Source organism: Streptomyces sp. NPDC051822 (assembly GCF_044452745.1).
Classification (GTDB): Bacteria; Actinomycetota; Actinomycetes; order Streptomycetales; family Streptomycetaceae; genus Streptomyces.
In genome coordinates, this window is the sequence record NZ_JBITBZ010000004.1 from 202,040 (window position 1) to 221,636 (window position 19,597).

The following is a 19,597-nucleotide window of genomic DNA, read 5'->3' on the forward strand; positions in this document are numbered from 1 at the left end:
GGCTCGTCAGCTGTAGACGCCGAACTCGTGGAGGGAGTAGCCCCATCCGGTGCCGCGGGCGGTGAGCTGGAGCTTGACGTACCGGGCGGTGGTGGCGGCCTCGATGGTGTCGATGTCACCGTTGCCGGTGGTGGTGGTGTGGACGGTCCGCCAGGTCGTGCCGTTGTCGGAGACCTGGACCTCGTAGGACTTGGCGTAGGCGGGGTCCCAGACGAGCTGCAGGGTACGGATGGGCTTGGCCGAGCCGAGATCGACCTGGATCCACTGCGGGTCGCTCCAGTCGCTGGCCCAGCGCGTCCCGGTGTTGCCGTCGAAGGCGTTGGAGGCGGGGCAGGGGCAGTCGCCGTAGGAGGCCTGGGCGGAGGAGGCGGTGGCGGGCCTGTTCAGGGCGATGTTCGTGCCGGTGACGGGCGGGGCGACGACCTTGACGGACTTCGTCTCGATGCCGGCGTTGCCGCGGCCGTCCTCGGCCTGGATGTAGACCTTCCACACGCCGAGCTTCTCGGGCGCCGTGACGGCGAAGGTGTTGTCGCCCAGGGAGCGGTACTGCGCGTCGACGAGCCGCTTGTCGCCGTTGGCGTAGTTTCCGCTCAGGTAGATCTTGGAGGTGACCGGATCGCCGTCGGGGTCGCGGATGTCGGCGCGGACGGTGAACTCACGGCCTGCCGGGGCCGCGGACGCCGGAGTGACGGTCATGTTGGTGATGACCGGCGGGGTGTTGTCTCCTGTGGTGGAGCCGGTGTACGCCTTCTTGACCGCGTAGTACGACAGTCGCTTCAGCCCGTCGGGCAGGAGGTTGAACCAGACGCCGCCGAAGTCGTGCTCCAGACCGTAGTGGAACATCGTCGCGCCCAGGGCGACGCCCCGGTGCCCGGTGATGCAGTCCCAGGCCTTGGTGTAGCCCTCGGCCTTCTGGACGTCGGTCGGCTCGTCGGGGATGCCGTTGACGTCGTCGGGCACCTCCCACTCACCGGCGTTGCCCGTCTCGGTGATGATGTACGGCTTGTCGTACCCGCCGTCGATCCAGTCCTGGCGCACACCGCAGATGTCGCCGTAGGCGTTCATCGAGTACAGGTCGAGGTCCGGGGCGTTGCGCTTGTAGTACGGCCAGGCGCCGGTCCACGCGTCCGTCGAGGTGACCGGGTGGTCGGGGTCGATGGAGTGGATCTTCTTGGCGACGTCGTTGACGAAGGTGGCGTACGCGTTGCGCTGGGCCTCCAGCTCGGTGCCGCCGTAACAGTTCTGCAGACCGAGGACGGACTCGTTGCCGACGTTCCACATAAGCGTCGCCGGGTGGGACTTGTAGGTGTCGACCCACTTGGCGAACTCGGTGAGCATGGTGTTCTTGTACGTCGTGTCGGTGACGTAGTTGACACAGCCACCGGAGCCCGGTCCGCCGCCCGGCTGGAGCCAGAAACCGTTCATCACCTTCAGGCCCTGGCCGGCCGCGGCGTCGAGCAGGGGCTTGCTGGAGGCGTCCGTCCCCCAGGTCCTGACGGTGTTGACGCCCATGGACTTGAGGTCCGGCATGTAGCGGGGGGCGTCGGCCATCGCCGGGCCCCAGGTGAGGCCCTTGACCGTGTACGGCTGTCCGCCCACGGTGAGCTGCCAGTCGCCCTGCGAGCCGGTGACCCTGACCGCGCTCGTCGGCGGCGGATTGGTCCCGCCGTCGGTGCCGTAGACCTGGAACTCCCACAGGGAGTAGCCGTAGCCGCCGGAGCGTGCGAGGCCCTGCATGCGGACGTACCGGCCCGAGCCGGAGACGGCGAGGTCGTCCGTGCCTCCGTCGCCGGCCGTCACGGTCTTCAGGGTGCGCCAGTCGGTGCCGTTGTCGGACGCCTGGATCTCGTAGTTCCTGCCGTAGGCGCCCTCCCAGGTCAGGACGACGCGGCTCAGGTCCTTGCGCGCGCCGAGGTCGACCTGGATCCACTGGGCGTCGGTCCACTGGCTCGCCCAGCGGGTTCCGGTCAGGTTGCCGTCGACCGCGGCGGCCGGACCGTAGGCGTCGCCCTCGGTCGACGAGGCGGTGGCCGTCTTGCCCTGGGAGAGAAGCGTCTCCGCGGCCTGTGCCTGCGGGGCCAGGCTCAGGGTGAGCGAGGACGCCAGAAGGGCCCCGAGCGTCACGAGGGACATTCCGTTGCGGCCCAGGGAACGGGGGGATGTGGAGGGGGGACTGGACACGTGTGCTCCTGGCTGATTCATGACGCCGGGCGCATGGGGCCGCCCCGCCGGGCCGGCTCGCGTGCGGCGCTTCGTATGGAGGGGGATGCACGGTGCTGTCGTACGGGCCCTTCCGGGCCGGGTCGCGGGACATGATCACCGGCCCGGAAGGGGATCGAAGGCCTCACCGCCGTACGCCGGTGAGACGGAGGCGTCTCAGGGGAAGGAGACGACGGTGGACGGCACGGTGGAGGTGCCGGCGGGGATGGTGGACGCCCCGGTGTCGTTGATGACGTGGTTGTAGTGGCCCATGCCGCCGAGGGACACCACCAGGAGGCTGTGGAACTTCACCCCGGGCTTGACGGGTGCCTTGAAGCCGTGGTCCTGGACGATGGTCGGGTCCACGTTGTAGTTGCAGTAGCTGCCGAGGCCCCACGCCTCGTGGGTGTTCACCGAGTCGTCGACGCGGTAGGCGGCGTACCCCTTCGTCGTGCCGTTCTGGATGGCGGCCTGGTTGGGGGCGTCGTACGCCTTCTCGTTCTGGTAGAAGATCGTGCGGCCGCGCTCGCCGTACCACTCCACGTCGTACTTGTTGAAGTGCTCGACGAACAGGCCGGTGGCGAGCACGTCGTCGCCGTTGACCCGGACGCCGTAGTCGGCGCGGTTGGTCTCCCAGCCCCAGCCCTCGCCGTGGTCGGCGCGCCAGACCCAGGTGTGGTCGATGATCGCGTCGTCACTGTTCACGACCATGCTGGTGGTGGCCTTGCCCGCGCCGGCGCCGCCGATGCGGATGTACACGTCCTGCACGGTGGTGGGATTGGCGGCGTGGTCGGCGCCGGCGCCCTGCGGACCGATCTCGAGGAGGGTCGGGGAGTTGACCGGCCCGGCGTCGATCAGGAAGCCGGCGAGGCGGACGCCGTCGACGTCGGCGACCCTCATCGCGGTGACGCCGTTGTCCGGGATGATCGTCGCGAGGCCGAGGCCGAGCACGATGGTGTCGGCGCGGTTCACGTTGATGGTCTGGTCGACGTGGTAGACGCCCGGGGTGAAGAGCAGGTTCAGACCCTGCGCGAGGGCCCGGTTGATGGTGGCGGCGGTGGCGCCGGGCTTGACCACGTAGAACCGGCTCAGCGGGATGGACTCACCCTGAGGGGTGCCGTTCGCCCAGCTGGTGCCGCGGGCGTTGACGCGCTTGGCGGGCGCGAAGACCTTGTACTCGCCGCCGTCGAGGTAGAGGTAGGGCTTCTCGCGGGAGATCGGCGTCGTGTCGAGCGTGGTGTAGCGGGGCTCCGGGAAGGAGGTGGCCGGGGCGCCCTCGACACCTGAGAAGGTCTGGTTCCAGACGCTGTTGGACCAGCCGCCGATGGAGCTGTCCCGGGTGTACCACTGCTGCTGCGAGTAGTTGCCGATCTGGCCGTCGACCTTGGAGTCGGCGATGTACCCGCCGGAGGCCCAGCCGTAGCCGTTCGGCGCCAGGTTGAGACCGCCCTTGACGTGCATGCGGCGGAAGGAGGACGCCTGCGAGACCGCCCACCGGTTCGTGCCGTTGACCGGGTTGAGGGTCAGGCCCTCCGCACCGCGCCAGAAGTTCTGGGTGGCGTTGCCGTTGAACCAGCCCGCGTCGACGGTCACGTCACCGTTGATGGTGGTGTCACCGGGGCGCAGGCCGAGGCCGGCGATCTGGGTGTAGAAGCCGATCTGCGCGTTCAGGTTGTCGTACGTGCCGGGCTTGAACAGGAAGGCGTGCCGGCCGGAACCGAACTGAGCCGACTCCTGCTCCTGGAAGACCTGGTCCAGCTTGCCCTGGATGTTCGGTGTCGAAGGGTCGATGACGTGGACGTTGGGGCCGAGGTCACCGCCGCCGGGCAGGACCGGGCCGCTGTCGCCACCGCCGTACACCTGGAACTCCCAGAGGGAGTAGCCGTAGCCGGTGGCTCGCGTCACGCCCTGCATGCGCACGTACCGGGCCGTGCCGGATACGGCGATGGTCTCGGTGCCACCCGCACCGGTCGCGGTCGAGTAGGCCGTCGACCAGGTGGTGCCGTCCGTCGACAGTTCGATCCGGTACGCCTTGGCGTAAGCCGTCTCCCAGCGCAGCACCACCTGGCTGAGCGCGACGGAGCTGCCGAGGTCCACCTGCAGCCACTGCCCGTCCGAGGCGGCACTCGACCAGCGCGTGCCGAGATTCCCGTCGACCGCGTCGCCGGCCGGCGTTCCGTAGTGCTCCTGGCTGGAGGCCGTCACCGGCTTCCCCTGGGACAGGAGCACCGGTGCCGCCTGGGCCGCCGTCGTCGGGACCACCGCGAGGAGCGTGGCGGCCAGTGCGGTGACGACCCCGGCCGCGAGACCGCGCCGCACGCGTCCGCGGGCTGGTGGTGAGGCCGCCAGAGGCATGCCGAATGTGGACATAAAGGGGTCTCCTTGAAGCGAGGGAAGCGTATGGGAGAGCGCTCTCCGGAACCATGCCCGCCGCCACAGTTACGGTCAATATCTCGGACAAGGCTTTTCTTTTTGCTTGACTTAAGTACCAACAGAGGTGCGCCCAGGGGCAGATCAGCCTCGCCGGCCCGAGAAGGCGCACGACCTGCGCGTTCTCGTCCGAACGTCGGCCCGCAGTCGGGCAAGCTCTGTGGCGTGCGTCACTTTCCGGGAACTCGTTCGGGTCGGGCGGACAGTCCGGGGGCATGGAGATGAGTGCGCGTGCACGGATACGGGCGGGCGACACCGACGCTTTCGGGTCGCTCTTCGACGACAGCGCCCGGGCGGTGTACAACCACGCCTTCCGGCTGACCGGGGACTGGTCGGCGGCCGAGGACGTGCTCCAGTTGACCTTTCTGGAGGCCTGGCGGTTGCGGAGGTCGGTCGATCCCGACGGGGGTTCGCTGCGGCCCTGGCTCCTCGGGATCGCCACGAACGTCGCGCGGAACACCCGCCGGGCCGGCCGGCGGCACGAGGCGGCCGTGAACCGGCTGCCTCGTGAGGAGGCGCTTCCGGACTTCGCCGAGGACCTGGTCGAGCGGATCGACGACGCGGGCCGGATCGCCGTGCTGCAGGCGGCGCTCGCCTCCCTGCGCCGGCCGGAGCGCGAGGTGGTCGCCCTCTGCGTCTGGTCCGGTCTGGACTACGCGGCCGCGGCGGAGGCGCTGGGCATCCCGGTCGGCACCGTCCGCTCCCGGCTCTTCCGCGCCCGCAAGAAGCTGCACGCGTACGTCGGTACCGAACTGCCCGTCCGTAACGGGAACTCGGAGCCCGGTCGCGGACAGGTAATGGGTGACCACGTTCGCGCCGTCCCCACCGCCCAGGAGGAAACCCGATGAGCGCCAAGCAGTCCCGGCCCACCCCGGCCGAACACGATGAGCTGGTCCAGCTGCTCCGGGTCCCGTCCGAACGGGACCTGCCCGGGCGCCGCCACCAGATCCTGAAGGACCACCTGCTGCGCGAGAGCCGGCGGGCGGGCGGAGAGGACGCCGGGCTCCGTGCCCTCCCCCGCCGCCGCCTCGTCCTCGCCGCCGTTCCGCTGGCCGTGGGCGCCGTGGCGGCCGTGACCGTCGCGACCGGCGGTCCGCTCGACCAGCCGTCCGGGGCCGCCGCGTACCCCACCGCCTCGGCCCCCAGCGCCGTTGGCTCCGGCCGGGCCGGCGGCGGCACCGCGGCGACGCCCGCCGCCGTGCTCCTGGACCGCATCGCCACCGTCGCCGCGTCCCGGCCCGCGCCCGTCGTACGGGACGGCCAGTACGTGTACGTCGTCAGCACCGTCGCGTACTCGTCGCAGAGCGACACCGACCCCGTGATGCGTCTGGAGGCGCCCCACCGGCGGGAGATCTGGCACTCCGTCGACGGCGGCCGGCCCGGGCTGCTGCGGGTGAAGGGACAGGACATCGAGCTGGTCACCCACCCGGAGGACCTCGCCGCCCAGGGCAGGAGCAGCGGGAAGAACTACCGCCCGGAGAACGCCTCCCCCACCCTCAACAGTCCGACCTACCGCTACCTGGAGTCGCTGCCCACCGACCCGGAGGTGCTGCTGGCGCGGATCTACCGGGAGACCGCGGGCAGCGGACCCGGGCCCGACGCGCAGGCGTTCGTGACCATCGGCGACCTGCTGCGCGAGCAGCTGGCCCCGCCGGAGGTCAGCGCCGCGCTCTACCGGGCCGCCGCCCGGATCCCGGGCGTCACCGTCGTCGACGACGCTGTCGACGCCTCCGGCCGCCACGGCGTCGCCGTCGCCCGTACGCACGCGGGCGAGCGCACCGAGTGGATCTTCGACAGGAACACCCTGGTGTTCCTGGGGGAGCGCGGCGTCATGGTCGAGGACACCGCCTGGGCCAAGGCCGGCCAGATCACGGCCACGACCGCCGTCCTGAACCGCGGCATCAGCGACAAGGCCGGGGAGTCCTCCCAGCGCGCGAACTGAAGCGACCGGGATGCCGACGGACCGTGGAGACTCGAGTCTCCACGGTCCGTCGGCGTCCCGGTCTTCAGACAGGCGGCGGCACCCCGCCCTTGAGGCGTTCGATGTCGGAGGGGCGGACCTGGATGACGAAGACGGCGATCAGGGCACTGACCACGGCGAAGATCGCGGCCGTGATGAAACCCGCGGAGACGCCGGCCGTCAGGACCTCGTCGCCCCAGGGGGGCGGCAGCTGACCGGTCTTGGCGAACTGCGCCTTCTCCAGCGGGCCCGCCTGGGAGAGGAAGGCCGGGACCTGGATGTCGGCCTCGGTGCGGCTGGCCGTGCCGAAGACGGTGACGAGGATCGACAGACCCAGCGAACCGCCTACCTGCTGTGTGGCGTTGAGCAGGCCGGACGCGGCTCCCGAGTCCTTCGGCTCGACGTTCGACAGCGCCATGATGGTCAGCGAGACGAACATCAGGCCCATGCCGAAACCGAAGACGAGGATCGGCCCGAGGATGCTGCCCAGATAGGTGGAGTTCACGTCGGTCAGGGTCAGCCAGGACAGGCCCGCCGCGGCCAGGACCGAGCCCGTCACCATGAACGGTTTCGGCCCGTACCGGGGCAGCAGGTTGGACGTGAGGCCGGCGCCGACCCCGATGATCGCGCTCACGGGCAGGAACGCCATGCCGGTCTTCAACGGGCTGAAGCTCAGCACCTGTTGCACGAACAGGGTGAGGAAGAAGAACATGCCGAAGATCGCCGCCGCCAGGCAGAGCATGATGGCGTACGTGCCGGAGCGGTTGCGGTCGGCGAACATGCGCAGGGGCGTGATGGGTTGCTGGGAGCGCCGCTCCACCAGGAGGAACGTGGCCAGGAGCACCACCGCCGCGACGAACGAGCCGATCGTGTACGGGTCCCGCCAGCCCTCCTGTGCGGCGCGGATGAACCCGTAGACCAGGGCCACCATGCCGAGCGTCGAGGTGAGGGCGCCGGCGAGGTCGAAGTGACCGGGGCGCCGCTCCGACTCCTTGACGTGGCGGGGGGTGAGGAAGGCGATGACCAGGGCGATGGGGACGTTGACGAAGAAGATCCAGCGCCAGTCGAGCCATTGGACGAGCATGCCTCCCGCGACCAGGCCGATCGCGCCGCCGCCGGCCGAGACGCCCGCGAACACACCGAAGGCCCGGTTGCGTTCCGGGCCTTCGTCGAACGTCGTGGTGATGAGGGAGAGCGAGGTCGGTGAGGCTATCGCGCCGCCGACGCCCTGGAGCGCGCGGGCCGCGAGGAGTTGCCATTCGCTCTGCGCGATTCCGCAGAAGAGCGAGGCGAGTCCGAAGAGCAGTACGCCGAAGATGAAGACCCGGCGCCGGCCCAGGATGTCGCCCGCGCGGCCGCCGAGCAGCAGCAGACCGCCGAAGGTGAGGGTGTAGGCGTTGACGACCCAGGCCAGGCTGGTCGTGGAGAAGTCCAGCGCGGTCTGGATGTGCGGGAGGGCGATGTTGACGATCGTGATGTCGAGGACCACCATCAGCTGGCAGGACGCGATCACGAACAGGGCGATGCCCTTCCCGTCACTGCCCTTCTTCGGGGTGGCGGTCTGTGCCGGTGTCGTCGGCTTGGGAGTACTCATGTGGCGCCTCTGAGCTTCGCCGGGTGAGTGAGCCGTGGGCCGGTCAGTCCACCTTTCGACATTAAGCCAGGGCCGAACGGGCGACCAGTTGATCAAGTGTGCGCGGGCTCGTCCAGGACCGCGAAGCCGTCCAGCTCCACCCGGGCCTGCTCGTCCCAGAGCCGTACGACTCCGATGACGGCCATCGCCGGATAGTCGCGGCCGGCCAACCGGCGCCAGACCCGGCCGAGTTCATGGGCGTGGATACGGTAGGCGTCGACGTCGGTGGTGTAGACGGTGACGCGCGCGAGGTCGGCGGGCGTGCCCCCGGCGTGACGGAGCGCGGTGAGCAGATTGCCGAGGGCGGTGGTGAACTGCTCGGTCAGGGTGTCCCCGACGACCCTGCCCTCGGTGTCGAGGGCGGTCTGTCCCGCGAGGAAGACGAACCGGGTGCCGGTGGCGGTCACGGCGTGCGAGAAGCCGGTGGGCGGGGAGAGTTCGGCGGGGTTGTGCCGGTGCAGGCTCATGGGGTCGGCTCCTCCGCGTGCGGTGTCGTGTCGCGGCCGTCGCCCGGGGACGGCTCCTCCTTGTATGGTGCGCCATCCGGTGCGGCTTCCGGTGCGCCGTCCGCTGCGACTTCACGGCGGTGGGACGCGTACAGCTCCTTGGCGATGATCGTGCGCTGGACCTCGGTGGCTCCCTCGTAGATCCGGGGGGCGCGGACCTCGCGGTAGAGGTGTTCCAGGAGGTGGCCGCGCTGCAGCGCGCGGGCGCCGTGAAGTTGGACGGCGGAGTCGACGACGTACTGGGCGGTCTCGGTGGCGAGCAGCTTGGCCATGGCGGCGCGCCGGGGCACGGCGCTGTCGGCACTGTCGGCGGTATCGGCGTTGTCGTGGCGGGTGCCCTCGTCGTACGCGGTGGCCGCCGCGTACACGAGGAGGCGGGCGGCCTCCGTACGGGTCGCCATCTCGGCGATCCGGTGCGCGACGGCCTGGAGGTCGGCGAGCCGGCCGCCGAAGGCGGGCCTGGCGGCGGTGTGCGCGAGGGCCGCGTCCAGGCCGGCCTGGGCCATGCCGACGGCGAAGGCCCCGACGCTGGGCCGGAAGAGGTTGAGGGTGTGCATGGCGACCCGGAAGCCCCTGTCGGGCTCGCCGAGCAGGTCCTCGGGCCCGACGGGGACGCCGTCGAAGGTGAGGGTGCCGAGGGCGTGCGGGGACAGCATGTCGAGGGGTTCGCCGCCGAGGCCCGGCCGGCCTGCGGGGACGAGGAAGGCGGTGACGCCCCGGGCGCCCGCGCCGCGGGTGGTGCGGGCGAAGACGGTGGCGAAGTCGGCCTCGGGCGCGTTGGAGATCCACTGTTTCTCGCCGTGCAGGCGCCAGCCGCCGCGTCCGTCGGGGACGGCGTCGAGGGCGAGGGCCGCGGCGTCGGAGCCGGCGCCGGGTTCGGAGAGCGCGAAGGCGGCGACGGCCCGTCCGGCGGTGGCCTCGGGGAGCCAGCGGGCGCGCTGCGCGGGGCTGCCGAAGGCGGCGACGGGGTGGGTGCCGAGGCCTTGGAGGGCGAGGGCGGTCTCCGCCTCGGTGCAGACCTGGGCGAGGGACTCGCGCATCAGGCAGAGGTCGAGGGCCCCGGCGTCGAAGAGCCGGGCGATCAGGCCGAGCTCGCCGAGCGCGGCGACGAGGGGGCGGTTGACCCGGCCGGGTTCGCCCTTCTCCGCGAGGGGCTTCAGGCGTTCGGCGGCGAGGGCGCGGAGCTCCGCGCACCAGGTGATCTGTTCCGGATCGAGCGAGAATGCGGGCATGTGGGCCCTCTCTGACGCCCTGGGGCGTCGTCGTCCCTGCGCGGCCGGGTGTCGTCGTCCCCGCGCCGTCGGATGTCGTCGTCCGTGCGCGGCCGGGCACCGTCCCCGCGTGGCCGGGCGTGCGCGCCCCGACCCCGCCGGGGGCTGCGTCACGGCGCCGCCCCGCGCCTTCCTCCGGGCGCTCCTGGACGCCCTTGTCGCGAACTGTTGACTGCCGTCACCAACACGATACGCTCGTGGGGCGACGGGCGACCCCACCTCGACAGAGGGACGGACTCATGGAGCTGACACCTTCGGCCCACCTCGACACCTTCGCCCGTGACCGGCTGCCGCCGCCGGACCGGTGGCCCCGTCTCCTCTTCGACCTCCCCGAGCTCGCCTACCCCGAACGGCTCAACTGCGGGGCCGAGCTCCTCGACCGCACGGTGGAACGGTTCGGCGCCGACCGGCCCGCCTTCCACGACGGGGAGGGCGGTGTCTGGAGCTACGGCGACCTCCAGGACCGGGTCGACCGCATCGCCCACGTCCTCACCTCCGACCTGCGGGTCCTGCCCGGCAACCGGGTCCTCCTGCGCGGCCCCACCACCCCCTGGCTCGCCGCCTGCTGGCTCGCCGTGATGAAGGCGGGCGCCATCGCCGTCACCGTCCTCGCCCAGCAGCGCGCCCCCGAGCTCGCCGTCATGGCGGAGGCGGCCCGCTGCAGCCACGCCCTCTGCGACGCCCACGCCGTCGACGAGCTCCTCGCGGCCCGGATCCCGGGGCTCCACGTCACCCCCTTCGGCGGCGAGGGACCTGACGACCTCCTCGACCTCGCCGCCCGCCGCCCCGGCCCGTACCCGGCGGTGGCGACGGCCGCCGACGACGTCGCCCTGATCGCCTTCACCTCCGGCACGACCGGGCAGCCCAAGGGCTGTGTCCACTTCCACCGGGACGTCCTGGCCGTCGCCGACACCTTCTCCGCGCACGTCCTGCGCCCGCTGCCCGACGACGTCTTCGCCGGCTCGCCGCCGCTCGCCTTCACCTTCGGCCTCGGCGGACTCGTCGTCTTCCCCCTGCGGGCCGGGGCGAGCGCGGTCCTGCTCGAACAGGCCGGGCCCAAGCAGCTGCTCGCGGCGATCGAGCGGCACCGGGTGTCGGTGCTCTTCACCGCCCCCACGGCCTACCGGGTCATGCTCGCCGAGATGACCCAGGGCACCGCCCCCGACCTGGGATCGCTGCGCCGCTGCGTCTCCGCCGGCGAGAACCTGCCGGAGGCGACCTGGAAGGCCTGGTACGCACGCACCGGCCTGCGCCTGATCAACGGCATCGGGGCGACCGAGCTGCTGCACATCTTCATCTCCGCCGCCGACGGCGACATCCGCCCCGGCACCACCGGGCGCCCCGTGCCCGGCTGGCAGGCCAGGATCGTGGACCGCGAGGGCGGGGACGTCCCGGACGGCGAGGAAGGGCTGCTCGCCGTGCGCGGCCCGGTGGGCTGCCGCTATCTGGCCGACCCCCGCCAGGCCGAGTACGTACGCGAGGGCTGGAACGTCACGGGCGACACGTACGTCCGCGAACCCACCGGCTGGTTCCGCTACGTCTCGCGGGCCGACGACATGATCATCTCGGCGGGGTACAACATCGCGGGCCCGCAGGTCGAGGAGGCGCTCCTCGACCACCCCGACGTGGTGGAGACGGCGGTGGTGGGCCGCCCGGACGAGCTGCGCGGCCAGATCGTCGTGGCGTACACGGTGGTGCGGGACGGGGTGCCGCGCGACGCGGGCACCGCCGCCGCGCTGCGGGCCTTCGTCCGCGCCCGCCTCGCCCCGTACAAGTCGCCCCGGGAGATCGTCTTCCTGGACGCGCTGCCGCGCACGGCGACCGGCAAGCTCCAGCGCTTCCGGCTGCGGGACGACCCGTCCGGGCACCCGGCGTGATCCGTCCGGGCGCCCGGCGTGATCCGTCCGGGCGCCCGGCGTGATCCGAAAGCCAGGCCCTAAAGTGATCACGTGGCCGAGCAGCACACTCCCCGATCCCTGATCGTCTCCCTCTACGGCGCCTACGGCCGTGCGCCCGACGGGTCGCCGGTGCCCGTGGCCGCGCTCGTACGGCTGCTCGCCGTGCTCGGCGTGGACGCGCCCTCGGTGCGTTCCTCGGTGTCGCGGCTGAAGCGGCGCGGGCTCCTGCTGCCGCGCCGGACGGCGGACGGCGCCGCCGGGTACGCCCTCTCGGACGAAGCCCGCCGGCTCCTGGAGGACGGCGACCGCCGCATCTACGCCCGTACCGAGCCGAAGCTGTCCGAGGGCTGGGTCCTGGCCGTCTTCTCCGTCCCCGAGGCCGAGCGGCACAAGCGGCACCTGCTGCGCTCCCGGCTCGCCCGGCTCGGCTTCGGCACGGCGGCGCCCGGCGTCTGGATCGCGCCCGCGCGGCTCCACGAGGAGACCCGGCACGCCCTGGAGCGCCTGGAGCTCTCCCCGTACGTGGACCTCTTCAGGGGCGACCACCTGGGGTACACGGCGACGGCGGGGGCGGTGGCCCGCTGGTGGGACCTGGGGGCCATCGCCGCGCTCCACGAGGAGTTCCTCGCGGCCCACGAGCCGGTGCTGCGGGCCTGGACGTCACGGACGGGCGCCGGGGACGCGGGGGACGCGGGGGACGCGTACCGGGACTACCTCCTCGCCCTGGACTCCTGGCGGCGGCTGCCGTACGCGGACCCGGTGCTCCCGGCGGAACTGCTTCCCGACGACTGGCCGGGCCGCCGCTCGGCGGAGGTCTTCACGGCCCTGCACGAGCTGCTGCGGGACCGGGGCGCGGAGTTCGTCCGCCCTTTCCTGTCCGAGCACCAGGGCTGATCGGCAAGGCGCCCCTCAGCGCCGTACGGCCAGGGCCCGCAGCAGGCAGGCGAAGCCCGCCGCGCCGAGGGCCGCGCGGATCAGGTTCCACGTCTCCCACGGGGTCTCGAAGGCGGCGCGGGCGGAGGCGGGGTCCTGGGTGGCGGCGAGGGCGTCGTTGAGGGGTACGTTCACCGCCGAGGTGACGACGAGGACCGCGACGCCCAGGACGAACGCGGCGAGCGTCCAGACCCGCGCGCGGCCGGCGCGGTGCTGCCAGGCGGCCACCGCCGTGAGGACCGGCGCCCCGAGGAACGGGGTGAGGAACACCGGGTTCTGGATCACCTCGTTGACGTTCCGCATCACCTCGACGTAGATCCGGTCGTCGCTGCGCGCGAGCGCCGGCATCACCGAGCAGACGTACGCGAACCACACCCCGGCCACCAGTCCGGTCGCCGCCGTCGCCGCGCCGAGGACCGCCCCGGCACCCTTCCCGCCCCTGGTCTGTGTCATGTCCTCATTCAAGGGCGGATACGGCGTGCGGACCATGGTCCGGCGTCGCACCCGCATACGCGAGGCTCCGGGGCCGCTACTCGCGGCGGCCGGTCGGGGGCCGGCGGCTGCCCGCGCGGTACGGGGCCGGCCAGGGCGCGGCGGGGCCGCGGTAGTCCTGCTCGGCCGCCGCGTGCAGGGTCCAGTGCGGGTCGTAGAGGTGGGGGCGGGCGAGTGCGCAGAGGTCGGCGCGGCCCGCCAGGAGCAGGGAGTTGACGTCGTCCCAGGAGGAGATCGCGCCGACCGCGATCACCGGGACCCCCAGCTCGTTGCGGATGCGGTCGGCGTACGGGGTCTGGTACGAGCGGCCGTAGGCGGGGGTCTCGTCGGGGACGACCTGGCCGGTGGAGACGTCGATCGCGTCGGCGCCGTGGTCCGCGAAGGCGCGGGCGATCACGACGGCGTCCTCGGCGCTCGTGCCGCCCTCGGCCCAGTCGGTGGCGGAGATGCGGACGGTCATGGGGCGGTCGGCCGGCCAGGCCTCCCGTACCGCGTCGAAGACTTCGAGGGGGTAGCGCAGCCGGCCGTCGAGGTCGCCGCCGTAGGCGTCGGTGCGGTGGTTGGTGAGCGGGGAGAGGAAGCCGGAGAGGAGGTAGCCGTGGGCGCAGTGGAGTTCGAGGAGGTCGAAGTCGCAGTCGGCGGCGCGCCGGGCGGCGGCCGTGAACTCCTCGCGTACGACGTCGAGTCCGGCGCGGTCGAGGGCGCCGGGGGTCTGGTTGACGCCGGGCCGGTACGAGAGGGGCGAGGCGGCGACCAGTGGCCAGTTGTCCTCGGGGAGCGGCTGGTCGATGCCCTCCCACATGCGCCGGGTGGAGCCCTTGCGGCCGGAGTGCCCGAGCTGGACGCCGAGGGCGGTGCCGGGTGCCTGGTCGTGGACGAAGGCGGTGATCCTGCGCCAGGCGTCGGCCTGTGCGTCGGTCCACAGGCCGGTGCAGCCGGGGGTGATACGGCCTGCGGGGCTCACGCAGACCATCTCGGTCATGACGAGTCCCGCGCCGCCGAGTGCCCTGGAGCCCAGGTGGACGAGGTGGAAGTCGCCGGGGACACCGTCCTCCGCGACGTACAGGTCCATGGGGGAGACGACGATCCGGTTGCGCAGGGTGAGGCCGCCGAGCCGGAAGGGGGTGAACATGGGCGGGGTGCCGGGCGGGCAGCCGAAGTCGGCTTCGACGGCGGTGGTGAAGGCGGGGTCGCGGAGCCGCAGGTTGGCGTGGGTGACGCGGCGGCTGCGGGTGAGGAGGTCGAAGGCGAACCTGCGGGGCGGCCGGTCGACCCGGCCCGCGAGCTCCTCGAACCAGTGGAGGCTGGCGGCGGCGGCGCGCTGGGTGGAGGCGACGACGGGGCGCCGCTCGGTCTCGTAGGCGGCCAGGGCCTCCGGGAGGGTGGGGTGCCCGCCGATGGCGCGGGCGAGGGCGAGCGCGTCCTCGACGGCCAGTTTCGTGCCGGAGCCGATGGAGAAGTGCGCGGTGTGGGCGGCGTCGCCGATGAGGACGGTGCCGCCGTACGACCAGTGGTCGTTGACGACGGTACGGAACGCGGTCCAGGCGGAGTTGTTCGCCCGGAGTTCCCGGCCGCCGAGCGCCTCGGCGAAGATCTTCGCGCAGCGGGCGGTGGACTCGGCCTCGTCGAGTTCGTGGAAGCCGGCCGCCCGCCAGACCTCCTCGCGCATCTCGACGATGACGGTGGAGGCGCCGGCTTCGTAGGGGTAGGCGTGCAGCTGCATCACGCCGTGCTCGGTCTCCGCGGTCTCGAAGCGGAAGGCGTCGAAGGCGAAGTCGGCGGCGAGCCAGATGTAGCGGCAGCGGTGGGTGGTGATCCGGGGGTGGAAGCGGTCGGCGTGGGCCTCGCGGGTGCGGCTGTGGACTCCGTCGGCGGCGACGACCAGGTCGTGGTCGGCGGCGAGGGCCTCGGCCGGCGGGGCCTCGGTGCGGAAGCGGAGCCGTACGCCCAGGTCGGTGCAGCGGGCGTGCAGGATCTCCAGGAGCCGGCGGCGGCCGAGGGCGGCGAAGCCGTGGCCGGTGGAGCGGGTGCGGTGGCCCCGGTGGACGACGTCGATGTCGTCCCAGCGGACGAGGTCGCGGCTGAGCGCCTCGTACACGACGGGGTCGGCGTCCCGGATGCCGCCGAGGGTCTCGTCGGAGAGGACGACCCCGAAGCCGAAGGTGTCGGTGGGGGCGTTCCGCTCCCAGACGGTGACCTCACGGGCGGGGTCGAGCCGCTTGAGCAGGGCGGCGGCGTAGAGCCCGCCGGGGCCGCCGCCTATGACGGCGATTCTGGACGGGGCGGCGGGGGGCATGGCTAGCGGCCCTGCCATTTCGGGGGCCGCTTCTCGGTGAAGGCGGCGTGGAACTCTGCGTAGTCCGCGCCGTTCATCAGGAGCGCCTGGGTGGCCGCGTCCAGTTCGATCGAGGCGGCGAGCGGCATGTCGAGTTCGGCGGTGAGCAGGGCCTTGGTCTGGGCGAGGGCGAGGGCGGGGCCGTCCGCGAGACGGCGGGCGAGGGCGCCGGCCCGCTCCGCCGCCCTGCCCTCCTCGGTGAGCTCGGAGAGCAGGCCGATGCGCTCGGCCTCGGCGGCGTGGACGGGTTCGCCGAGCATGAGGAGGCGGGTGGCGTGGCCGAGTCCGACGACCCTGGGCAGCAGATAGGCCGCGCCCATGTCGCCGCCGGAGAGGCCGACGCGGGTGAAGAGGAACGCGAAACGGGTGGTGGGGTCGGCGATCCGGAAGTCGGCGGCGAGGGCGAGGACGGCCCCGGCGCCCGCGGCGACGCCGTGGAGGGCGGCGACGACCGGGAAGGGGCACTCGCGCAGGGCCCGGACGACCTGGCCGGTCATCCGGTTGAAGTCGAGGAGCTGGGCGGTGTCGAGGGAGAGGGTGGCGCCGATGATCTCGTCGACGTCACCGCCGGAGCAGAAGCCGCGGCCCTCGCCGTCGAGGACGAGGGCGCGGACGGAGCGCTCGCGGGAGAGCTCGGCGAGGAGGTCCCGCAGGTCGGCGTAGGCGCCGAAGGTGAGGGCGTTGAGTTTCGCGGGGCGCGCGAGGGTGACGGTGGCGACGCCCCGGTCGATGTCGAGGCGCAGGTGCCGCCAGTCCGCGGTGCGGGGCGTGGAGCCGGTGAACGGACTCATCCGGAAGGGCCTCCTTCCTCCGCTCGGAGGGTATCACCGTACTGTGACTGTCGTCACGAGTACGCGATACGTCAGGTTGGGCCCCTGGTCCTGATGGCCGGGGTCGGAGGTCACCGGCGGGACGGGAGGGGCGCCCCTGGAAAGAGAGATTCCACCTCGTAAGGTTGAAACCAGGACGTCTCGCCGCGCCCCGCCCCGGCGAGCGCTCCGCGTGCCCGCGGAGCACCGCACCACCCGACCGTCCCACCCGTCCACCCGGCGAAGGGAGCCTGCCCCCATGCCCCGAGCGACCGGCCCCGCCGCGACCGGGCCTCCCTCCTCCTGGCGCGTCCGGCTGCCCCACACCGCCGCCGCCGTACCGATCGCCCGCGCCCTGATCCGTGACGCCCTCGCCGAACTCGATCCCGGCGCGGCCGACCGCCCCGACACCGACACGGCGGAGCTGCTCACCGCCGAGCTCGTCGCGAACGCCGTCGAGCACACGGCGGGCCTCGGCCCCATCGAACTCGTCGTCGAGCTGCTCACGGGGCCCGGCGGCTGCCAGATCGAGGTCCATGACTCCCAGCCCGCCGCGCCCGGTCAGCTCGTCTGCCCGGATCCGGGCACGGAGGTCGACCCGTGGCAGGAGCACGGCCGCGGGCTGTTCCTCATCCGCGCGCTGAGCAGCGACTGCGGACACCGGCCCACCACGCAGGGCAAGGCGGTCTGGTTCACCCTCCCGGCCGTACCGGCTCAGCGGCGGCGCCACCCTCAGATCTGAGGAGCGGGCCCCGCGAGCGTCGCGACCAGGACCGCCTTGATGGTGTGCATCCGGTTCTCGGCCTCGTCGAAGACGACCGAGTGGGCCGACTCGAAGACCTCGTCGGAGACCTCCAGCTCGGTCAGACCGTGCCGGGCGTGGATGTCCCGCCCCACGGCCGTACCCAGGTCGTGGAAGGCCGGCAGGCAGTGCAGGAACCTGACGTCCGCGTTGCCGGTGGCGCGCAGCACGTCCATGGTCACGGAGTACGGGGCGAGGGCGGCGATCCGCTCGTCCCAGACCTCCTTGGGCTCCCCCATGGAGACCCAGACGTCGGTGGCCACGAAGTCGGCGCCCGCCACCCCCTCGGCGACGTCCTCGGTGAGGGTGACGGTCGCGCCACTGGCCGCCGCGAGCTCGCGGGCCGCGGCGACGACACCCTCGGCCGGCCAGTACGCCTCGGGCGCGACGATCCGCACGTCCATGCCGAGCAGGGCGCCGGTGACCAGGTAGGAGTTGCCCATGTTGAAGCGGGCGTCGCCGAGGTAGGCGAAGGTGATCGCGTCCAGTGGCTTGTCCGTGTGCTCGGTCATGGTGAGGACGTCGGCAAGCATCTGGGTGGGGTGCCAGTCGTCGGTGAGCCCGTTGAAGACGGGGACGCCCGCGAAGGCGGCGAGCTCCTCGACCGCGGCCTGGCTGTCGCCCCGGTACTCGATGCCGTCGAACATCCGGCCGAGCACACGGGCGGTGTCCTTGACCGACTCCTTGTGACCCATCTGGGAACCGGAGGGGTCCAGGTAGGTGGTGGAGGCGCCCTGGTCGGCGGCGGCGACCTCGAAGGCACAGCGGGTGCGGGTCGACGTCTTCTCGAAGATCAGGGCGATGTTCCTGCCGCGCAGCCGCTGGACCTCGGTGCCCGCCTTCTTGGCGGCCTTGAGCTCGGCGGAGAGCGCGACCAGGCCGCGGAACTCCTCGGCGGTGAAGTCCAGCTCCTTGAGGAAGTGGCGGCCGATGAGGTCTGTGGCCATGGGTCGCGCTCCTACGGGTACGGTCGGGGGCGTCGACAGGAACGCCGGCAGGGGACGCCGGTCGGGGGACGCCGGTCAGGGACGCTGGAAGTCTATACGCAGCTCAACATTTATATACAGCCCCTGTCCCCTCGGTGCCCGTCAGACCGCGTCACGCTCCACCGGGCAGCTCATACAGCGCGGCCCGCCCCGCCCCCGGCCCAGCTCGCTGCCCGGGATCTCGATCACCTCGATGCCCTGCTTGCGCAGATGCGTGTTCGTGGTGGCGTTCCGCTCGTACGCGACGACCACACCCGGCTCCACGGCGAGCACGTTGCAGCCGTCGTCCCACTGCTCGCGCTCGGCCGCGTGCACGTCCTGCGTCGCCATCAGGACACGGATCTCCGGCAGCCCCAGCGCCGCCGCGATGGCACTGTGCATCCGCTCCGGCGGATGGTCGGTCACCCGCAGCGGCTGTCCCGCGTCCCCCGGTTCGATCGTGTACGAGCGGAGCATCCCGAGCCCCGCGTACTGGGTGAACGTGTCCTGGTCCACCATCGTCATCACCGTGTCCAGGTGCATGAACGCCCGCCGTTTCGGCATGTCGAGCGCGACGATCGTGCGCGCCGAACCGGCCGCGAACATGCCCCGGGCCAGCATCTCCACCGCCTGCGGGGTCGTCCGCTCGCTCATCCCGATGAGCACGGCGCCGTTGCCGATGACGAGGACGTCCCCGCCCTCGATGGTCGACGGGTAGTCGGCCTGCCCCTCCGACCAGTGGTGGAACGGCCCCGCCCCGGCACCGGTGAACAGCGGATGGTGCTTGTAGATCGCCTCGAAGTGCACGGTCTCGCGCTGCCGGGCCGGCCAGCGCATCGCGTTGATCGACACGCCGTCGTAGATCCAGGCCGAGGTGTCCCGGGTGAAGAGGTGGTTCGGCAGCGGACCGAGGAGGAAGTCGTCCAGGTCCAGGGCGTGGAACCGGACCGAGGTCGGCTCGCGGTGCGCCACCAGGAACTCCCGCTTCGTCATCCCGCCCACCAGCGCCTCCCTCAGCGCGACCGCGTCCAGCGAGTCGAACGCGGCGCGGAGGTGGTCGGTGGCCAGCGGCCCGTACTCCTTCTCGTCGAAGACCCGGTCGAGCACGAGCGCGCGGGCGGCCGGCACCTCAAGGGCCTCGCTCAGCAGGTCCCCGAAGAGATGCACCTCGACCCCTCTGTCCCGCAGCACGTCCGCGAACCCGTCGTGCTCCTGCCGGGCCCGGCGCACCCAGAGCACGTCGTCGAAGAGGAGGGCGTCCTTGTTACTGGGGGTGAGCCGCTTCAGCTCCAGATCGGGCCGGTGCAGGATGACGCGGCGCAGCCGCCCGGTCTCGGAGTCGACATGGAATCCCATGCGCCCAT

The 19,597-nt window shown here is 72.2% G+C and carries 15 protein-coding genes; 5 read left to right on the forward strand and 10 right to left on the reverse strand.

Going from position 1 to position 19,597, the window contains the following annotated elements; all coding sequences use genetic code 11:
• Positions 1–6 precede the first annotated feature (6 nt).
• On the reverse strand, positions 7–2,133 hold the full coding sequence (locus tag ACIA8N_RS15870) for a discoidin domain-containing protein (protein ID WP_365780711.1): 2,127 nt from the start codon (positions 2,131–2,133) through the stop codon (positions 7–9).
• 243 nt (positions 2,134–2,376) lie between these two features.
• Positions 2,377–4,569, reverse strand: coding sequence for a discoidin domain-containing protein (locus tag ACIA8N_RS15875; RefSeq protein ID WP_365780573.1), 2,193 nt, complete (start codon positions 4,567–4,569; stop codon positions 2,377–2,379).
• 275 nt (positions 4,570–4,844) lie between these two features.
• On the opposite strand from ACIA8N_RS15875, the gene ACIA8N_RS15880 reads away from it, so the two are divergent.
• Positions 4,845–5,477 (forward strand): RNA polymerase sigma factor, encoded by a 633-nt coding sequence (locus tag ACIA8N_RS15880; protein ID WP_365780572.1) that lies wholly within the window; start codon positions 4,845–4,847, stop codon positions 5,475–5,477.
• Positions 5,474–6,571 (forward strand): CU044_5270 family protein, encoded by a 1,098-nt coding sequence (locus tag ACIA8N_RS15885; protein WP_365780571.1) that lies wholly within the window; start codon positions 5,474–5,476, stop codon positions 6,569–6,571. Before ACIA8N_RS15880 ends, ACIA8N_RS15885 begins: the two co-directional genes overlap by 4 nt.
• 64 nt (positions 6,572–6,635) lie before the next feature.
• Here ACIA8N_RS15885 and ACIA8N_RS15890 read toward each other — a convergent pair whose 3' ends face one another.
• The 3 genes from ACIA8N_RS15890 to ACIA8N_RS15900 all read right to left on the reverse strand — a co-directional run bounded on the left by ACIA8N_RS15890 (position 6,636) and on the right by ACIA8N_RS15900 (position 9,960).
• Positions 6,636–8,183 carry an MFS transporter gene (locus ACIA8N_RS15890; protein ID WP_365780570.1) on the reverse strand — a complete coding sequence of 516 codons (1,548 nt, stop codon included), beginning with the start codon at positions 8,181–8,183 and terminating at the stop codon, positions 6,636–6,638.
• Positions 8,184–8,275: 92 nt separating this feature from the next.
• Entirely contained in the window at positions 8,276–8,689 is a 414-nt protein-coding gene (locus ACIA8N_RS15895) for a RidA family protein (RefSeq protein WP_365780569.1), read from the reverse strand.
• Positions 8,686–9,960, reverse strand: coding sequence for an acyl-CoA dehydrogenase family protein (locus tag ACIA8N_RS15900; RefSeq protein ID WP_365780568.1), 1,275 nt, complete (start codon positions 9,958–9,960; stop codon positions 8,686–8,688). The genes ACIA8N_RS15895 and ACIA8N_RS15900 overlap by 4 nt, the downstream gene beginning before the upstream one ends.
• A 278-nt stretch (positions 9,961–10,238) precedes the next feature.
• Here ACIA8N_RS15900 and ACIA8N_RS15905 point away from each other — a divergent pair, with 278 nt between their 5' ends.
• Both ACIA8N_RS15905 and ACIA8N_RS15910 read left to right on the forward strand, forming a co-directional pair.
• Positions 10,239–11,876 (forward strand): AMP-binding protein, encoded by a 1,638-nt coding sequence (locus tag ACIA8N_RS15905; RefSeq protein WP_365780567.1) that lies wholly within the window; start codon positions 10,239–10,241, stop codon positions 11,874–11,876.
• Positions 11,877–11,948: 72 nt separating this feature from the next.
• A complete protein-coding gene (locus tag ACIA8N_RS15910) occupies positions 11,949–12,791 on the forward strand; it encodes a PaaX family transcriptional regulator C-terminal domain-containing protein (RefSeq protein WP_365780566.1) in 843 nt (280 codons plus the stop codon).
• 15 nt (positions 12,792–12,806) lie between these two features.
• On the opposite strand, the gene ACIA8N_RS15915 is transcribed toward ACIA8N_RS15910, so the two are convergent.
• The 3 genes from ACIA8N_RS15915 to ACIA8N_RS15925 all read right to left on the reverse strand — a co-directional run bounded on the left by ACIA8N_RS15915 (position 12,807) and on the right by ACIA8N_RS15925 (position 16,448).
• Positions 12,807–13,283, reverse strand: coding sequence for an anthrone oxygenase family protein (locus ACIA8N_RS15915; RefSeq protein ID WP_365780565.1), 477 nt, complete (start codon positions 13,281–13,283; stop codon positions 12,807–12,809).
• A 76-nt stretch (positions 13,284–13,359) separates the two neighbouring features.
• Positions 13,360–15,636 carry a bifunctional salicylyl-CoA 5-hydroxylase/oxidoreductase gene (locus ACIA8N_RS15920; RefSeq protein ID WP_365780564.1) on the reverse strand — a complete coding sequence of 759 codons (2,277 nt, stop codon included), beginning with the start codon at positions 15,634–15,636 and terminating at the stop codon, positions 13,360–13,362.
• Positions 15,621–16,448, reverse strand: coding sequence for an enoyl-CoA hydratase family protein (locus tag ACIA8N_RS15925; protein ID WP_030146875.1), 828 nt, complete (start codon positions 16,446–16,448; stop codon positions 15,621–15,623). Before ACIA8N_RS15925 ends, ACIA8N_RS15920 begins: the two co-directional genes overlap by 16 nt.
• Positions 16,449–16,725: 277 nt before the next feature.
• Here ACIA8N_RS15925 and ACIA8N_RS15930 point away from each other — a divergent pair, with 277 nt between their 5' ends.
• Positions 16,726–17,208 carry an ATP-binding protein gene (locus ACIA8N_RS15930; RefSeq protein ID WP_365780563.1) on the forward strand — a complete coding sequence of 161 codons (483 nt, stop codon included), beginning with the start codon at positions 16,726–16,728 and terminating at the stop codon, positions 17,206–17,208.
• Here the strand turns inward: ACIA8N_RS15930 and argF are convergent.
• Together argF and ACIA8N_RS15940 are read right to left on the reverse strand one after the other, a co-directional pair.
• Entirely contained in the window at positions 17,199–18,215 is a 1,017-nt protein-coding gene (gene argF / locus ACIA8N_RS15935) for an ornithine carbamoyltransferase (RefSeq protein WP_365780562.1), read from the reverse strand. The two genes, ACIA8N_RS15930 and argF, sit on opposite strands and share 10 nt — an antisense overlap.
• A 141-nt stretch (positions 18,216–18,356) precedes the next feature.
• Complete coding sequence (locus tag ACIA8N_RS15940; protein WP_365780561.1) at positions 18,357–19,589, reverse strand: arginine deiminase; 1,233 nt, start codon at positions 19,587–19,589, stop codon at positions 18,357–18,359.
• Between the last annotated feature and the right edge of the window lie 8 nt (positions 19,590–19,597).